This window comes from Pantoea pleuroti (assembly GCF_014156615.1).
GTDB classification, from domain to species: domain Bacteria; phylum Pseudomonadota; class Gammaproteobacteria; order Enterobacterales; family Enterobacteriaceae; genus Pantoea; species Pantoea agglomerans.
Genome location: NZ_SBFD01000005.1, coordinates 90,480 through 106,675, shown reverse-complemented (window position 1 = coordinate 106,675; position 16,196 = coordinate 90,480). Strand labels below are relative to the sequence as shown.

Below are 16,196 nucleotides of genomic sequence, written 5' to 3'. Positions count from 1 at the left end.
AAACATAGGGGCCGGAGCCCCTGCAGATTTAATATCCACGCTTAACTTTTTTTACCGCTGCCAGATGTACTGAAAAACCGTAAACACAAAGAAATAGCAGCTTTAACAAACGTAGCCAATGTAGCGATTGTAACCACCATTTTTGATGCATTTTCTGGCATAGCATACCAGCCTACATAGGAGACGCCTGCGCCACTCAAAAACATCGCGCCTACTAATATGCTGATTAATATAGATAGATAGCAGACTATTTTTTGCATAAGATCCTCAGCTGTCATTAGTCATGGAGACTAACTTCACCAGGTACATTGACCACCAAAATTATTCCCAGCATTGCTGTTTCCAGAATTATTAAAACATGAACCAATACCACCACCAATGGCACTTGCCACAGCTGAGCCCGGACCGCCTGCTGAACCACCAATCATCCCGCCGAGAATACCATTGAGGCAGCCCGCAATTTCAGGATGAGCAGCCACGACCTGTACTACGCCATTACTCGGCCCAAATAGATTACTGGAACCACCCGACTTATTACCATGCTGGCTGGCATGAGAAGACGCTCCGGCATAAGCAGGGTCATATGCACCGCTTGCACCAGTAACTAAAATCAATTGATTATTTTCTAAGATCTTCATTTAACAAACTCCTTCTGTTCTTTATCTATTGATAGCAATCTCTATTGCCAGCACGTTTATATCAATTGAGTTTTCCATGAGCAAATAGTTATTATCCCTGTTGTGATTTAGAAAAAAACAATTCATATCAAATAGATTAACGGAAACAACAGGCTGTTATGCGCTATTTTCTGTCTGGTCACATTGAAAGAATCTTAATATTTACGTAATTTTGTGACATCAAACACAATTCATTCCTGGAGTTAATTTTCATTGCATAGTTTTAACATTCATCTACAAATGGTTGAATTAGCGAATCTGATACCTGTATCGAATAACAATTATTTTTAACGTGGATTATTAATATAAGGTTGAAATGGCATCCTTCACGTCTGTTCAGGATGGTGTTTACTTAATCATGAAAGCGTCAAAATTTTCACACTGAGGCCAGTAGTTTTACTCTCGTTTAATATGAAAAATGTGGATAGAGTTCTGATAGAGCACTATAGATACAGCCAACGCCGCCACAGTGCGAAGTATGACGGCAGAAGTCCGCCAAAATAATTCGTGCTGTGGCAAGGCGGCAAATGCGCGAGTCCCCAGGAGCTGACATCAGTCAGTGACTGGGGTGAGCAAAAGCAGCCAACGCCGCCATAGCGCGAAGTATGACGGCGGATAATTCTGGCCTAACAATTGGTGAGTAAACTCTCTCCCTATCTTTATGAAGGAGATCAGCCATGCGCGTGTTACTGGTTGAAGATGATGAAATGATCGGCGCGAACCTGCAGCAGGCACTGGAGGGCGCGGGCTGGTCGGTGGACTGGGTGCGTGATGGCATCTATGCCCAGAATGCCTGGAGCGAAGGCGGCTACAGCTGCGTGCTGCTCGATCTCGGCTTACCGCGCGATGATGGCCTGCAGGTACTGCGTCGGGCGCGCGGGCGCGGCGACGCCACGCCGGTGCTGATTCTTACCGCACGCGACACGGTGGCGCAGCGGATTCAGGGACTCGACAGCGGCGCTGACGACTACCTGCTTAAACCGTTCGATTTACAGGAAGTTATGGCCCGGATGCGCGCGATTACCCGGCGCAGCCACGGCGCAGCAGACTCGGTGCTGGGCAGCGGCGATGTGCAGCTGGATATGATGACCCGCGAAGTGCTCTACAAAGGACAGCGCGAGCAGCTTACGGCGCGCGAATATGCCCTGCTCTACGCCCTGCTGGAGCGGCCAGGCGCTATTCTGTCGCGCGAGCAGCTGGAAAATCGCATCTATGGCTGGGGCGATGAAGTCAGCAGCAACGCGGTGGATGTCCTGATCCACGGGATGCGCCGCAAGCTGGATAACGACGTGATCCGCAACGTGCGCGGGCTGGGCTGGCGGGTACCGGCAATATGAAACCCTTCACCTTTATGCGTTCATTACGCAACAAATTACTCTCTACGCTGCTGATTATTCATCTGCTGATGATCGGTGGCGTCACCTGGTATTTCTTCAGCTGCTATGGCGATATGGTTGGCACCATGAAGGACGATCAACTGGCAAAAATCGCTGATGCCTGGTCCACTAATAAACAGATGCCCGCCCTGATGCCGATGCTTATTGCGCCTGACAAGGCGAAGAGCGCCTTTGTGGTGCAACTGTGGGACGATCGGGGTCAGTTACGGGCCAGCTCATGGCCGGAGCTGCAGGCTCCGCTGCAAAATCAACGAGGCTATCGCGACGTGCATGTGGGTCAGTGCGACGACTGCGAATGGCGCATCTATACCCGGCCCGGCTTACCTGGCAGCGAGATCAAAACCATCCAGGTGATGCACAACCTCAGCTACATGAAGGCATTGATGGTCAAACGGGCGCTGTCAGCGATCATTCCATTGATCCTGATGATGCCGCTGTCACTGCTGGTGATCTGGCTGGTGGTGCGCAAGATCACCCGGGATCTGCAGGTCGCTTCGCGTCAGATTGCCGCGCAGGAGACGCATCATCCGCACAATGTCTCACCCGAAGGCTTGCCGGATGAGATCCTGCCGCTGGTGGCCGCCTACAACTCGCTGCTGAGTAAGCTGCGTGAGGCCTGGTCGTCGCAGCGTCAGTTCCTGGAAGATGCGGCGCATGAGCTGCGCACGCCGGTAACAGCGGTGACCTTGCAGCTGGAAAATCTGCGTCAGCATATCCAGCCGGGCGAAGCGAGCCGGCAGTTCAGCCAGCTGGAAGCGGGCGTCACACGCACCCGTCATCTGGTCACGCAGTTACTCAATGTCTCGCGTCAGGATGACCAGAGCGTGGTCGCCAGCGTCGAGCATATCGAACTGGACGATCTGCTGAAAGAGAGCATTGAGCAGCTGATGGTAGTGGCAGATAAACGCGGCATCGATATCGGCTTTAATGGCTCCACGCAGTATCGTCTGCAGGCCAGCCGTTCCGAGCTGCGCAGCCTGTTCGACAATCTGATTGGTAACGCCATGTTGCACACGCCGGAGGGCAGCCTGGTCGATGTGCTGCTGCATCGGGTCGCAGGTAAAACAGTGGTCGATATTGTCGATAACGGGCCAGGCATGCCGGAATCCTTTATCGAACGTGCCTTTGACCGTTTTACCCGTTCGCCTGACGTTAAAGCCCAGGGCAGCGGGCTGGGATTATCCATTGTGCGCAACGTCGCACAGAAGCATCAGATTCACGTCGCCCTTTCCAATTGCCTGACGCCACAGGGTGCTATTTGTGGTTTGCAGGTTCGCGTCACCCTTCCCTGATCCCGCCCGTTTGATCACGAACCAGACAACGTAAACGGTTGCCTGGTTCCGTTCGATCCTGGTCATTATTGTGAAGTGCATCACATTTTAGCTGAATTGTAATGCAACACTTTTTGACAAACGTGAGCAAAATCTATTTTCTATCGATCTGTTACAGGCACGCTACGCGGGCTGAAGAACTGGCTGTTATTTGCTGTGAAACCCTCATTCCCATCAAGGGACCGATTTCTCTCTGACTGCGTCTGCTGTGCGGCGGTCAAAAGCATGTGGCTGATAATAATGAAATTTAAAACGTTGATAGCAGGTGCCGTGCTGGCATGTTCATTGAGTGGCGCTGCGCAGGCCGCTGAAAGCGATCCGCAGTATGTCTCCGACTGGTGGCATCAGAGTGTTAACGTGGTAGGCAGCTACCACACCCGTTTCGGACCGCAGTTTAACAACGACGTTTATCTGGAATATGAAGCGTTTGCGAAGAAGGACTGGTTCGATTTTTATGGCTACCTCGACCTGACCAACTTCTTCGGCGCAGGCAACAGCAACGCCAACGGCATTTTTGATCACGGTTCACCGATGTTTATGGAGATTGAGCCGCGCTTCTCTATCGACAAACTGACCGGCACCAGCCTGGCCTTTGGTCCGTTCAAAGAGTGGTATTTCGCTAACAACTACATCTACGACATGGGCCGCAACAGCGATAGCCGCCAGAACACCTGGTATATGGGTCTGGGCACCGATATCGATACGCACAGCGATGTCGGCCTGTCGCTGAACGTCTACGCCAAATATCAGTGGGAAAACTACGGTGCGGCGAATGAAAACAGCTGGGATGGCTATCGCTTCAAGGTGAAATACTTCGTGCCAATCACCACGCTGTGGGGCGGTAATCTGGGCTATGTGGGCTTCACCAACTTCGACTGGGGTTCCGATCTCCGCGATAAAGGCGGTTCATCACGCACCAGCAACTCCATCGCCTCCAGCCACATTCTGTCACTGGGTTATGATCACTGGCACTTCTCTGCGGTGGCGCGTTATTTCCACAACGGCGGACAGTGGGCGGATGGTCAGGAACTGAATTTCGGCAATGGGCCGTTTGAAGTGAAATCGACTGGCTGGGGTTACTACCTGGTGGCGGGTTATAACTTCTGATTACATGCGGCGACCTGAATAGCGCCGCCGCGCATTAGTCCGGGCAGTTGCCATTAATTAATACGGCGCCGCAAATTGCGACGCCGGCTGGCCCGATTATTCCTGCGGCTTCTCGACATTGATGCGCCACGGAATGTTGAACTTATCGATGAACATCGCGAATCCGTTCGACCAGAACGTCTCCTGCCACTCAGTTGTCACCTTGCCGCCTGCCGACAGTTTCTCAAACCAGGCTTTACCCTTTTCAACATCGGTAGTTGAGAGACTGACCGCGTAACCGGCATGCTCAGACGCTGGCGGCTGATCGGTGTTGCCATCGCTCAGCATTAGCTCACCATCACCAATACGCAGCTGGGCATGCATGATTTTTTCTGGCGGCTGCGGCGCGGCAGACTGATCGCCGACCTGCTCACCCTGATCCGGCATATCACCGAATTTCATTTTAGAGAGCAACTCTCCCCCGGTCGCCTGCAGGTAAAAGTCGATAGCCTCTTCGCAACGGCCATAGAGAAACAGATAAGGACTGACTTGCATCGTAACCTCTATATTTGTCGGGTGGATTTTTTTCAGTACCTTAACAGTGTAGACGATCGACTTTACTTACTGATTTTACTGGCAATAACGGCGAAAGAGTTGTGCCATATAACTGCTCATTGGGGTCAGCGTCGTGTCTTTGCGCTGGATCAGATAGAAAATCGCTTTCGGCAGGGGTTCGTCGAGCGCCAGCGCCACCAGCGACCGACCCAGAATCGGGTCGTCAATGACGTCGACCGACAGAATACTGATGAAATCGCTTTGCGCCACCAGGCTGGTGCAGGCCATAAAGGTTTCACAGGTCACCACGATTTTCGGGGCCATGCCGCGCTCGCCAAACAGATCGTGCAACAAGCGGTAGTAACTGCCTTTGGGCGTTGGCATCGTCCAGTCCGCCTGCTGTAACTCCGCCAGAGAACGCGCCTTTTCCAGCGGATGGCCTTTGCGCACCACCACCTTGTACTCGCGCTCCATCATCCGCTCATACATCAGCTCCTGATCGAGATGGCTCTGATCGTAGGTATTAATGGTGAAATCGAGCGCCCCCTGGCGCAGTTCATGCACCATCGACACCAGCTGGCCTTCGACGATGCGCACCTTCACCAGCGGGTATTCGCGATGAAACTGGTTAATCACCTGCGGCATAATGGTGCGCGCCACGCTGCCACCGACGCCGATATTCACCTGACCACCACCCAGTCCCAGCCGCTGCTGAATATCCTCTTCGGCGACCCGCAGCTCTGCCAGCACCAGGCTGGCATGCCGAAAAAAGTTATCACCGATATCGGTTAACACTACGCCCTGCTGACGGCGGATAAACAGCTTTGCCCCCAGCTCGCGCTCCAGTTCCTGAATCGCTTTGGTTAACGCCGGTTGTGACAGCCCGGAAAGACGGCTTGCCGCCCGGATACTGCCCTGCCGCGCCACGTCAACGAAGGCGCGCAGCTGATGGAGCTTGAGATTGGCAGACATAATTTTGCGATAACCGTTGTTTATCAGTCACAAGATATTCGCATCTTATGCCGGTCAATACCATTGTGTAGATTCGGAACAGTGCATAAAAAACCAACAACGAGGAGAGAGCCGATGAACCCCCTTTCAGACCACGTCAGCGCCCGGCTGCCACAGCTGCAACAGTGGCGTCGCGACTTCCATCACTATGCCGAATCGGGCTGGCTGGAGTTCCGCACCGCCACCTTAGTCGCTGAAGAGCTGCATAAGCTCGGTTATCAACTGAAGCTGGGCCGTGAGGTCATCGACGCCGACGCGCGGATGGGCTTGCCCGACGAGGCGGTGCTGAAGCAGCAGGAAGCACGCGCGCTGCAACAGGGCGCGCTGCCGCAGTGGATCAGCCACTTCTCTGGGGGATTCTGCGGCATCGTGGCAACGCTCGAGACCGGCCGTCCAGGCCCGGTGATGGGCTTCCGCGTCGATATGGATGCCCTGGATCTCAACGAGAGCCAGGCTGACGATCATCTGCCGCAGCGTGAAGGGTTCGCCTCCTGCAACGCAGGCATGATGCACGCCTGCGGACATGACGGCCACACCACCATCGGGCTGGGTCTCGCCTCGGTGCTGATGGCGATGAAAGAACAGCTCAGCGGTACGATTAAACTGATCTTCCAGCCCGCCGAAGAGGGTGTGCGCGGCGCAAAAGCGATGGTGGCGGCGGGCGTAGTCGATGACGTTGAGCGCTTCACCGCGATTCATATCGGCACCGGCGTGCCGGCAGGCGAAGTGGTGTGCGGCAGCGACAGCTTCCTCGCCACTACCAAGCTGGATGTTCACTTTACCGGCGTCGGTGCCCATGCGGGCGGTCGCCCGGAAGAGGGGCGCAATGCTCTGCTGGCCGCCGCACAGGCAACGCTGGCGCTGCATGGTTTAACCCAGCACAGCGGCGGCGTGGCACGGGTCAACGTGGGCGTGCTGCAGGCGGGAACCGGCCGCAACGTGGTAGCCGACTGCGCCCTGCTGAAAGTCGAAACCCGTGGCGTGACCAATCAGGTTAATGACGATATTTATCAGCAGGCGCTGCGGGTGATTGCCGGTGCGGCGGCGATGTATGGCGTTGAGCAGCAGGTCTTGCTGATGGGGGCCGCGCGCAGTTGCACCCCGACGCAGCCATGGGTTGATTTCATCCATCAGCAGGCGGACGCGCTCGGTATCTTCGACTCCGTGGTCGATCGTAAAGCGCAGGCGGCAGGTTCGGAAGATGCGACCTACATGATGGAACGGGTAAAGCAGCGCGGCGGTCAGGCCTCTTACGTCATTTTTGGCTGTGAGCTGGCGGCGGGTCACCACAATGCGAAATTCGACTTTGATGAGCGGGTGATGCCGGACGCCATCACGCTGCTGGCGACGCTGGCGCTGAATCAGGCGCAGTATGGGGGCTCACAATGATGGAAGACTTTATTACCGACTATATCGATCGCCATCAGCTTCGTTTCAGCATGCTCAGCGATGCCATCTGGGACACGCCGGAGACCCGCTTTGCCGAAACCCGCTCGTCAGCCCTGCTTTCTGATGCGCTGGCAGAAGAGGGATTCAGAGTGGAACGCGGCGTGGGTGGCATCGATACGGCGTTTATCGCCAGTGCGGGCAGCGGCAAGCCGGTGATTGCCATCCTTGGCGAGTTCGATGCGCTGGCGGGTCTGAGTCAGCAGGCGGGCTGCGCCCGGCCGCAACCGCTGGAAGCCAACGGCAACGGACACGGCTGCGGCCACAACCTGCTCGGCACGGCGGGCGTTGCGGCGGCCTGCGCAGTGAAAGCCTGGATGGAACAGTATCACACGGGCGGCACGGTTCGCTTTTATGGCTGCCCTGGCGAAGAAGGCGGTTCGGGCAAGACTTTTATGGTACGCGAAGGGCTGTTTGACGACGTTGATGCCGCCGTGACCTGGCATCCGGAGGGGTTCAGCGGCATGTTCAATCTGCGCACCCTCGCCAATATTCAGGCGGCGTTCAGCTTCAAAGGGGTTGCGGCGCACGCGGCCAATTCTCCCCATCTGGGCCGAAGCGCCCTGGATGCCGTCACGCTGATGAATACCGGGGCCAACTTTCTGCGCGAGCATATCGTCCAGGAGGCGCGTCTGCACTACGCCATCACCAACAGCGGCGGTGTTTCGCCAAACGTGGTGCAGGCCGATGCAGAGGTGCTCTACCTGATTCGCGCCCCGGAGCTGCCACAGGCGCAGGCGATTTATGAACGGGTGATCAATATCGCCAGGGGTGCAGCGCTGATGACCGACACCACGCTGACCGTACGTTTTGACAAAGCCTGCTCAGATTACGTGCCGAATCGCGCGCTGGAAGCGGTCATGGAGCGTTATTTGCATCAGTTTGGTTTGCCCGACTACAGCGACGAAGAGCGCGCGTTTGCGGCTGAACTGCGCGCCACGCTCACTGATGACGATCTGCGCAATGCCCGGCTCAATGCCGCCCGAACCGGTGGTGAAGCCGGTCACGCCTGGGCTGAACAACTGGGCGACAAGCTGTTTATGGATGAGGTCGCGCCCTATGCGGTCACACGTGATCTGCTTTATGGCTCCACCGACGTCGGCGATGTCAGCTGGGTGACGCCGACTGCACAGTGTTTTGCGCCCTGCTTTACCTTCGGCACGCCGCTGCACACCTGGCAACTGGTGGCGCAGGGACGCACCAGTATCGGGCATAAGGGGATGTTTCTGGCGGGCAAAGTGATGGCGGCCACGGTGCTAACGCTGTTAACGGATCGGCAGGCGCTGGCTGGCTGCCGGGCCGAGTTTGATCGGGTACGCGCCGCGCAGCCCTATCACTGCCCGATCCCGGCGGGGATCACACCAACAAAACTGGCCGAATGAGCCAACGGCCGTGTCTCTGACACGGACCACTATAAAAAAATATTGCAAACACTTCCCTGACTCAGCGGTACCGGAACTGAACTCACCGCCTGTCGCACAACGCGACCGGCGTCAGGCCTTGCTACCGCCGATAAAAGGGACACAAGACGAGAACCAATACCATGGAAGCAACATCCGAGAACCGCAGTCCTGGCCGGCTCTTCAGCTGGATCGAGCGCGTGGGGAATAAAGTCCCCAACCCGTTTTTACTGTTTGTCTATCTGATCGTGGCGCTGATGGTGGCGACCGCCATTATCAGCGCGCTGGATCTGGCGGTGAAGAACCCGAGCAACGGCGAAATCGTGCGGGTGAATAACCTGCTGAGCGTCGCAGGCATTCAGTGGATCCTGCCAAATATCATCAAAAACTTCAGCAGCTTTACCCCGCTGGGATCGATTCTGGCGCTGGTGATTGGTGCCGGACTGGCGGAAAAGGTCGGCCTGCTCCAGTCGCTGATGGTGAAGATGGCGTCACGCGTCAGCCGCCGTTATGCCAGCTACATGGTGCTGTTTATCGCCTTTTTCAGCCATATCTCCTCGGATGCCGCGCTGGTAGTGATGCCGCCGCTGGGCGCACTGATCTTTCTGGCGGTGGGCCGTCATCCGGTGGCGGGCCTGCTGGCCGCCATTGCCGGTGTGGCCTCCGGCTTTACCGCCAACCTGCTTATTGTCACCACCGATGTGCTGCTCTCGGGCATCAGCACCGAAGCGGCTAAAGCGGTCAGCGACACGGTGCATGTCAGCGTCATCGATAACTGGTTCTTTATGGCCACGTCGGTGATTGTGCTGACGATTGTGGGCGCGCTGCTGACCGATAAATTTGTCGAGCCACGACTGCCAAAGTGGCAGGGCAACGGCGAGAAGCTGGCGGCGCTGACGCCGCTTGAGAACCGCGGTCTGCGGGCTGCCGGGATCGCCGCGCTGCTGTTTATCGCCCTGATGGCGCTGCTGGTGGTGCCGGAAAATGCACCGCTGCGCAATCCCGCCACCGGCGCCATTATTCCCTCGCCATTTATTCAGGGCATCGTGCCGATCATCATTCTGTTTTTCTTTGTGGTGGCGATTGCTTATGGCGTGGTCATCCGACAGATCCGCCGTCCGGATGATATCCCGCAACTGCTGGTCGATCCGATGAAGGGCATGGCGGGTTTTATCGTGATGGTGTTTCCGCTGTCGCAGTTCGTGGCGTTCTTCAACTGGAGCAACATGGGCAAATTCATGGCGATCGGGCTGACCGATGTGCTGGAGAGCGCAGGCGTCAGCGGCGCGCCCGCTTTTCTTGGCCTGATGTTCCTGTCGGCGTTTCTCTGCATGTTTATCGCCAGCGGCTCAGCCATCTGGTCGATTCTGGCGCCGGTCTTTGTGCCGATGTTTATGCTGCTCGGCTTCCACCCCGCCTTTGCCCAGATGATTTTCCGCATCGCCGACTCCGCCGTGCTGCCACTGGCACCGATGTCGCCGTTTCTGCCGCTGTTTCTCGCCTTTTTGCAGCGTTACCAGAAAGATGCGCAGCTCGGCACCTATTACGTGCTGATCTTCCCCTATCCGCTGGTGTTCTTTATCAGCTGGATAGCGCTGCTGCTGGTGTGGTATCTGCTGGGTCTGCCGATCGGGCCAGGCGTCTGGCCAAAACTGCCTTAAAGCACAGTGCCACCGATGAATGTTTCATCGGTGGCACGTTTTATTTTTTGTTAAACGGCGTGCAGGGAACAACGACTCATTGCGCCGCCAGCTCCTTAAAAAATTCCGGGTTTTTCTGGATAGTGACCAGTACTTTAGCTGCCAGCCCGGTCGGGTTACGCCGTCCGGCTTCCCAGCTCTTTATGGTATCCAGGCTGGTTCCCAATGCCGTCGCCATCTCGCTCTGTGAGACGTTAAGCTGTGCCCGGATAGCCTTCACGTCGGCAACCGCGTAACGGGTAACACGACCGGGCTCCCTGACACCGTTTTTGATCTCCACAGCCTCTTCCAGCGATGCTTTCAGCTCGTCAAAAAAACTCACGTTACACCTCATCTTTCAGTAATTGTGTCAGCTTCTTTAGCTCAGCTTTTTCCGCGTTCGTGAGACTCTCTTTAATACTCTTTGGGTAGGCCATCACCAGGTAGATCACCTCAGCGGTGGCCAGGAAGTAAATCACCCTTGCGCTGCCGCTTTTGCCCTGATTACCTGTCGCCATCCTGATTTTACGCAGCCCGCCGGTTTTCTGAATGAGATCGCCTTTTTCCGGTGACTCAATAAGCGCCTTCTGAAGTTCCCGGAGCTCTTCATCTGTGGCGATCTGCTTTATTTGCCGGGTAAACATAGGGGTCTCAATAAACTCAATCGCCTGACTCACTGGCTGTTCCTCCATTCCCTGGAGAGTACATAGTACACCCCAGGTATGGCTATGAGAAGAGTGAATCGGGGAGGTCAGTAGTCGAACATGCACTATTTCTGCAGCCAGCCTGGCCTGTTGCTGCGTGACCCGAAAGAGATAGCACCCGAAACCTGCATGATTTTTTGGCTCCCTGGCCGAAACTGCCGTAAAGCACAGTGCCACGGATGGCAAAACCTGCAACGTACGTTGCTAAATAGTCAGCAACGACCCTCTCGGCAACGGCGGATGAATTGACTATTCTGCTATTTCTTCGCTTGCTAACGGTTAACTATTTTAATAAGCCTCCGACCGGCTGCGAGTCGTCTCCACACTGCCTGAGGTTCACGCTGACATGACCACCTCCTCCACCAGCCTGCCGCCGATGCACGCTTCATCGGCGGCCCGTAACAGCTTAGCCGCTCGGGTTGATGCGCTGCCCTCCTCCGCCGGATTGTGGCGCTTTATTACGCTGCTGGCGCTGGGCGGCTTTTTTGAGCTTTATGACCTGTTTGAAACAGGCTACATCAGTACCGGCCTGCTGTCGGCGGGCGTATTTCACACGGGTGCGGCAGGCGTGCTGGGCTTCTCCGATCAAGCGGCCTTCGCCTCGGCCACTTTTCTCGGTCTGTTTTTCGGTGCCAGCCTGCTGGCGCCCTACGCTGACCGCTTTGGTCGCCGCCTCACCTTTATGTGTGCGCTGCTGTGGTACGGACTGTTTTCGCTGCTGATGGCGTTCCAGCAGAGCGCGGAGATGATTATTCTGTTCCGCTTTCTGGTAGGGATCGGGCTGGGCGTCGAGCTGGTGACCATCGACACCTATCTGTCGGAATGGGTGCCGACCCATCTGCGCAGCCGCGCCTTTGCCTTCTCCTTTTTCGTGCAGTTTTTATCGGTGCCGGCCGTGGCGCTGATGTCGTGGTGGCTGATTCCGCAAACGCTGTTCAGCCTTGAAGGCTGGCGCTGGGTGGTCATTGCGGGCGCGATCTGCTCGCTGGTGATCTGGCTGGTGCGCAGAAACCTGCCAGAGTCGGCGCGCTGGCTGGCGCAGCAGGGTCGTCATCAGGAGGCGCATCAGGTGCTGTCCACGATGGAGCAACGCTGTGGCATCCCGGCCGGACCCGCTTTTTCAGCCGATGACGCCGCGGCACAGCTGCCAAAACGGGGGCGTTTCAGCGAGATCTGGTCACCCGCTTACCGCAAGCGCACCCTGATGCTGGTGGTGATGAACTTTTTCCAGGCGATCGGCTTTTTCGGCTTTGGTAACTGGCTGCCTGCGCTGCTGTCAGGAAACGGTGCCACGGTGACGCACAGTTTGCTTTATGCCTTCTTCATCACGCTGGCCTATCCGCTGGGATCGCTGATCTGTAGCCGCTACGCCGATAAGCTGGAAAATAAGTGGCAGATCGTCCTGTCGTCGTTGATGACGGTGGTGTTCGGTACGCTGTTCGCCTTCCAGACGCAGCCGGTGTTGCTGATTCTCTGCGGCTTCCTGATCACCTGGTCCAACGCCTGGCTGACCTTCAGCTTCCACGCCTATCAGACCGAGATTTTCCCGACCCATATTCGGGCGCGGGCGGTCGGCTTCTGCTACTCATTCAGCCGCCTCTCTACGGTATTCAGCAGTATTTTGATTGGGGTGATCCTGCAGTACGCCGGTACGCCAGGCGTGATTACCTTTATCGTGCTGAGCATGGTAATGGTGATGGTGTCGGTAGGGATTTACGGACCGAAAACGCGCGGTATCGATCTGGAGAATATCTAAAAGAAAAGGCCGTCATCCTGATGATGACGGCCTTTTTTACTGCCGATTATTTGCCTTCCAGTACCCGGATATCTGCACTGCCCAGCCGATCTTTCTCATCTTTACGCAGCTCAGCGACCTGTTTCGCGCTGACCGGCTCCGACGCCTTGTTGCCCCAGCTGTTACGCACGAAATTCACCACGTCTGCCACCTGCTGATCGTCAAGACGCCAGCCAAATGCTGGCATGGTAATCGTCGACGGCGCGCCATTAACGCCAGGCAACTGTCCGCCCACCAGCACGATATGGATCAGTGAGGTCGGATCGTCCGCCAGCACCACCGGATTACCGCGCAGCGCCGGATAGAAACGTTTGTAGCCGCTGCCATCGGTTTTATGGCACGCCGCACAGCTGTCGACGTAGGTGGCTGCACCCGTCACACTGTCGTCACCTTTCCACAACGCTTTGGCGGTGGCGTCATCGACGCTGAAGGCTGCCTGATGAGGATCTTTCGCGCCCAGCGACTTCAGATAGCGCGCAATCGCCGTGATATCGGACTCGCTCAGGTGCTGCAGGCTGTGTTCCACCACGTCGGTCATGCCACCAAAAGCGGCGGTCTGATCGTTGCGGCCATAACGCAGGAACTGACGCAGGTCCTCTTCGCTCCAGCGACCCAGTCCATCGCGGTTGTCGCCACGCAGATTGCTGGCGGTCCAGCCATCAATCGGTGCGCTGCTGCCCGCCAGATAGTCGCTGCCCTCATTGTTGGTCAGCGCCTTCTCCTGCATCGTGATGCTGCGCGGCGTGTGACAGGCCCCGCAGTGACCCAGTCCTTCAACCAGATATCGACCACGTGCCAGCACCGGATCTTCCTGGGCTGCAGGCTGGAACGCTTTCACGTCGGGCGCAAAAATCCCGCGCCAGATCGCCAGCGGCCAGCGCATCGATAGCGGCCAGGGAATGTCGCTCTCCCGGTTTGGCTGCCCGACCGGCGCGACGCCATGCATGAAGTAGGCGTAAAGCGCCTTCATGTCTTCATCGCTGACCACGGCGTAAGAGGGATATGGCATCGCCGGATAGAGCGTGTCGCCATTTTTCGCCACGCCCTGGCGCACCGCTTTTTGGAAGTCGTCGTAGCTGTATTCGCCAATGCCAGTCGCGGGATCGGGCGTAATGTTGGTGGAGTAGATGGTGCCAATCGGTGTTGCCATCGGCAGACCACCGGCAAAAGCCGCGCCGCCTTTGCTGGTGTGGCAGGCCACACAGTCACCGGCTCGCGCCAGATACTCACCCCGTTTAACCAGATCGTCCTGGCTGCTCTCCGCCAGGGCGGCGAACGTCAGGGAGCCAAGAATCAGAGCCAGAATGCCATTTTTCATCGCCATGTCCTTATGCCTGCACCAGTGGGCCTGGGTTTTTCAGGTAGTGTTCGCGAATCGCTTTAGCTGACCAGTAGGTCAGCGCCGCCACCATGCCGGTCGGGTTGTAGCCCAGTCCCTGCGGGAAAGCTGATGCGCCCGGTACAAACACATTCGGCACGTCCCAGCTTTGCAGATAACGGTTAACCGCACTGGTTTTTGGATCGTCGCCCATGATCGCCCCGCCACTGATATGGGTAGTCTGATAAACCGTGGAGTCGAAATGGGTGCCCGGCTTTTTCGCGCCGCCGATGATCATCTTCGGATTCATCGCTTCAGCGATATTGCGCATCTTGCCGACCATGAACTGCGCCATTTTGATGTCGTTCTCCTGCCAGTCAAAGGTCATGCGCAGCAGCGGCTGTCCATAGGCATCTTTGTAGTTGGGATCGAGATCAAGATAGTTGGCGCGATAAGACTGATGGGCGCCGTGCGCATCCATCGACAGATGATGGGTGTAGGTATCCGCCACCGCCGCTTTCCATTTGCTGCCCCAGTTGGGCGTACCCGCCGGCACCGGCAGGCCGGAGATCGGTTTGGTGCCCGCCTGGTTAACCCAGAATGGCGAACCACCAACAAAGCCCAGCGGCCCATGGTCGAAGTTATCCGCGTTGAAATCATCAACCGCAACGCCTGCGCCACCCGCACCGATAAACGGATTAGTGGTGGTGTTCTTATCAAACAGCGCCTTCAGCGTAGAGAGGTTCTGATAGGCGAAGTTGCGGCCCACGGTCCCTTCGTTGGTAATCGGGTTGTAGGGTTTGCCGATGCCCGACAGCAGCATCAGGTGAACATTGTGGAACTGGAAGGCGGAGAGGATTACCAGGTCAGCGGGCTGAATCTGCTCGCGGCCCTGCCCATCCACATAGGTCACGCCGGTCGCACGCGTTTTGTCATCGCTGAGATTGACCCGCAGCACATAAGAGTTATTGCGCAGCTCAAACTTCGGCTCCTGACGCAGCGCAGGCAGGATATTGACGTTAGGCGACGCCTTGGAATACATGTAGCAGGCGTAGCCGCTGCAATAACCGCAGAAGTTGCACGGCCCCATCTGTGCGCCGTAGGTGTTGGTATACGGACCCGAGGTATTGGCGGATGGCAGATCGTAAGGGTGATAACCGACCGACTCTGCCGCCTGAGCAAACAGCTGCGCCGAGTAGGTGCGCTTCTGCGCGGGCAGCGGGAAGTTATCTGAGCGATCGGGCGCAAACGGGTTGCCGCCTGTATCTTTGCCGACCACTTTGCCTTTGATACTCCAGGCGCTGCCTGAGGTGCCAAAAACCTTTTCCGCTTTGTCGAAGAACGGCTCCAGCTCATCGTAGCTGACGCCAAAATCCTGAATCGTCATACCTTCCGGAATGAAGTTCTTGCCGTAGCGCTCTTCGTAATGGCTGCGCATCCGCAACTCAACCGGATCGACACGGAAATGGACGCCGGACCAGTGAAGACCCGCGCCACCGGTACCGGTGCCGGGCAGAAACGCCGCCAGCTGACGATAGGGCACTGCGGTCTGCGACGCATCATGACGAATGGTCACGGTGCTTTTGGAGAGATCCTGGAAAAGCTTTTTGCGGACGTTATAGGTCAGCTCATCAATGGACTGCGGATAGGAGCCATCAGGATAGGTATCGCGATGCGGTCCGCGCTCCAGCGCCAGCACGTTCAGGCCCGCTTCGGTCAGCTCTTTCGCCATAATGGCACCCGCCCAGCCGAAGCCGACAATCACCGCATCCACTTTTCTCATTTCGTTTGCCATGC

Annotated in this window: 15 protein-coding genes; 7 read left to right on the top strand and 8 right to left on the bottom strand. The window is 56.7% G+C overall.

Features of this window, described 5'->3' with window-relative positions:
- Positions 1-41 precede the first annotated feature (41 nt).
- Complete coding sequence (locus tag EPG66_RS13605; RefSeq protein WP_155763517.1) at positions 42-260, bottom strand: hypothetical protein; 219 nt, start codon at positions 258-260, stop codon at positions 42-44.
- A 36-nt stretch (positions 261-296) separates the two neighbouring features.
- Positions 297-638, bottom strand: coding sequence for a hypothetical protein (locus EPG66_RS13600; protein WP_083070356.1), 342 nt, complete (start codon positions 636-638; stop codon positions 297-299).
- Positions 639-1,354: 716 nt separating this feature from the next.
- Between EPG66_RS13600 and EPG66_RS13595 the strand changes: the two genes are divergently transcribed.
- From EPG66_RS13595 to EPG66_RS13585, 3 genes are all read left to right on the top strand, one after another.
- On the top strand, positions 1,355-2,014 hold the full coding sequence (locus tag EPG66_RS13595; RefSeq protein ID WP_010252086.1) for a response regulator: 660 nt from the start codon (positions 1,355-1,357) through the stop codon (positions 2,012-2,014).
- The gene (locus EPG66_RS13590; RefSeq protein ID WP_010252088.1) at positions 2,011-3,366 is read left to right on the top strand and encodes a sensor histidine kinase; all 1,356 of its coding nucleotides are present in this window, start codon (positions 2,011-2,013) and stop codon (positions 3,364-3,366) included. Before EPG66_RS13595 ends, EPG66_RS13590 begins: the two co-directional genes overlap by 4 nt.
- A gap of 279 nt (positions 3,367-3,645) precedes the next feature.
- Positions 3,646-4,512 carry a nucleoside-specific channel-forming protein Tsx gene (locus EPG66_RS13585; RefSeq protein WP_010252090.1) on the top strand — a complete coding sequence of 289 codons (867 nt, stop codon included), beginning with the start codon at positions 3,646-3,648 and terminating at the stop codon, positions 4,510-4,512.
- 96 nt (positions 4,513-4,608) lie between these two features.
- On the opposite strand, the gene yjdN is transcribed toward EPG66_RS13585, so the two are convergent.
- Positions 4,609-5,046 carry a VOC family metalloprotein YjdN gene (yjdN, locus tag EPG66_RS13580; RefSeq protein ID WP_010252091.1) on the bottom strand — a complete coding sequence of 146 codons (438 nt, stop codon included), beginning with the start codon at positions 5,044-5,046 and terminating at the stop codon, positions 4,609-4,611.
- Positions 5,047-5,121: 75 nt separating this feature from the next.
- Entirely contained in the window at positions 5,122-6,018 is an 897-nt protein-coding gene (locus EPG66_RS13575; protein ID WP_010672035.1) for a LysR family transcriptional regulator, read from the bottom strand.
- Positions 6,019-6,132: 114 nt separating this feature from the next.
- On the opposite strand from EPG66_RS13575, the gene EPG66_RS13570 reads away from it, so the two are divergent.
- From EPG66_RS13570 to abgT, 3 genes are all read left to right on the top strand, one after another.
- Complete coding sequence (locus tag EPG66_RS13570; RefSeq protein ID WP_115758824.1) at positions 6,133-7,446, top strand: amidohydrolase; 1,314 nt, start codon at positions 6,133-6,135, stop codon at positions 7,444-7,446.
- Positions 7,443-8,885 (top strand): M20 family metallopeptidase, encoded by a 1,443-nt coding sequence (locus tag EPG66_RS13565; RefSeq protein WP_182687226.1) that lies wholly within the window; start codon positions 7,443-7,445, stop codon positions 8,883-8,885. Before EPG66_RS13570 ends, EPG66_RS13565 begins: the two co-directional genes overlap by 4 nt.
- Positions 8,886-9,046: 161 nt before the next feature.
- Complete coding sequence (gene abgT / locus EPG66_RS13560; protein ID WP_182687224.1) at positions 9,047-10,564, top strand: p-aminobenzoyl-glutamate transporter; 1,518 nt, start codon at positions 9,047-9,049, stop codon at positions 10,562-10,564.
- A gap of 76 nt (positions 10,565-10,640) precedes the next feature.
- On the opposite strand, the gene nadS is transcribed toward abgT, so the two are convergent.
- Together nadS and EPG66_RS13550 are read right to left on the bottom strand one after the other, a co-directional pair.
- Positions 10,641-10,925, bottom strand: a complete 285-nt coding sequence (gene nadS / locus EPG66_RS13555) for a NadS family protein (protein WP_031594167.1) — start codon at positions 10,923-10,925, stop codon at positions 10,641-10,643.
- Between the two features lies 1 nt (position 10,926).
- Positions 10,927-11,259 (bottom strand): type II toxin-antitoxin system RelE/ParE family toxin, encoded by a 333-nt coding sequence (locus EPG66_RS13550; RefSeq protein WP_039389389.1) that lies wholly within the window; start codon positions 11,257-11,259, stop codon positions 10,927-10,929.
- 373 nt (positions 11,260-11,632) lie between these two features.
- On the opposite strand from EPG66_RS13550, the gene EPG66_RS13545 reads away from it, so the two are divergent.
- Positions 11,633-13,042, top strand: a complete 1,410-nt coding sequence (locus tag EPG66_RS13545) for an MFS transporter (protein ID WP_182687222.1) — start codon at positions 11,633-11,635, stop codon at positions 13,040-13,042.
- 46 nt (positions 13,043-13,088) lie between these two features.
- On the opposite strand, the gene EPG66_RS13540 is transcribed toward EPG66_RS13545, so the two are convergent.
- The gene (locus tag EPG66_RS13540) at positions 13,089-14,399 is read right to left on the bottom strand and encodes a c-type cytochrome (protein ID WP_083070391.1); all 1,311 of its coding nucleotides are present in this window, start codon (positions 14,397-14,399) and stop codon (positions 13,089-13,091) included.
- Positions 14,400-14,409: 10 nt separating this feature from the next.
- Complete coding sequence (locus EPG66_RS13535) at positions 14,410-16,194, bottom strand: GMC family oxidoreductase (RefSeq protein ID WP_182687220.1); 1,785 nt, start codon at positions 16,192-16,194, stop codon at positions 14,410-14,412.
- Between the last annotated feature and the right edge of the window lie 2 nt (positions 16,195-16,196).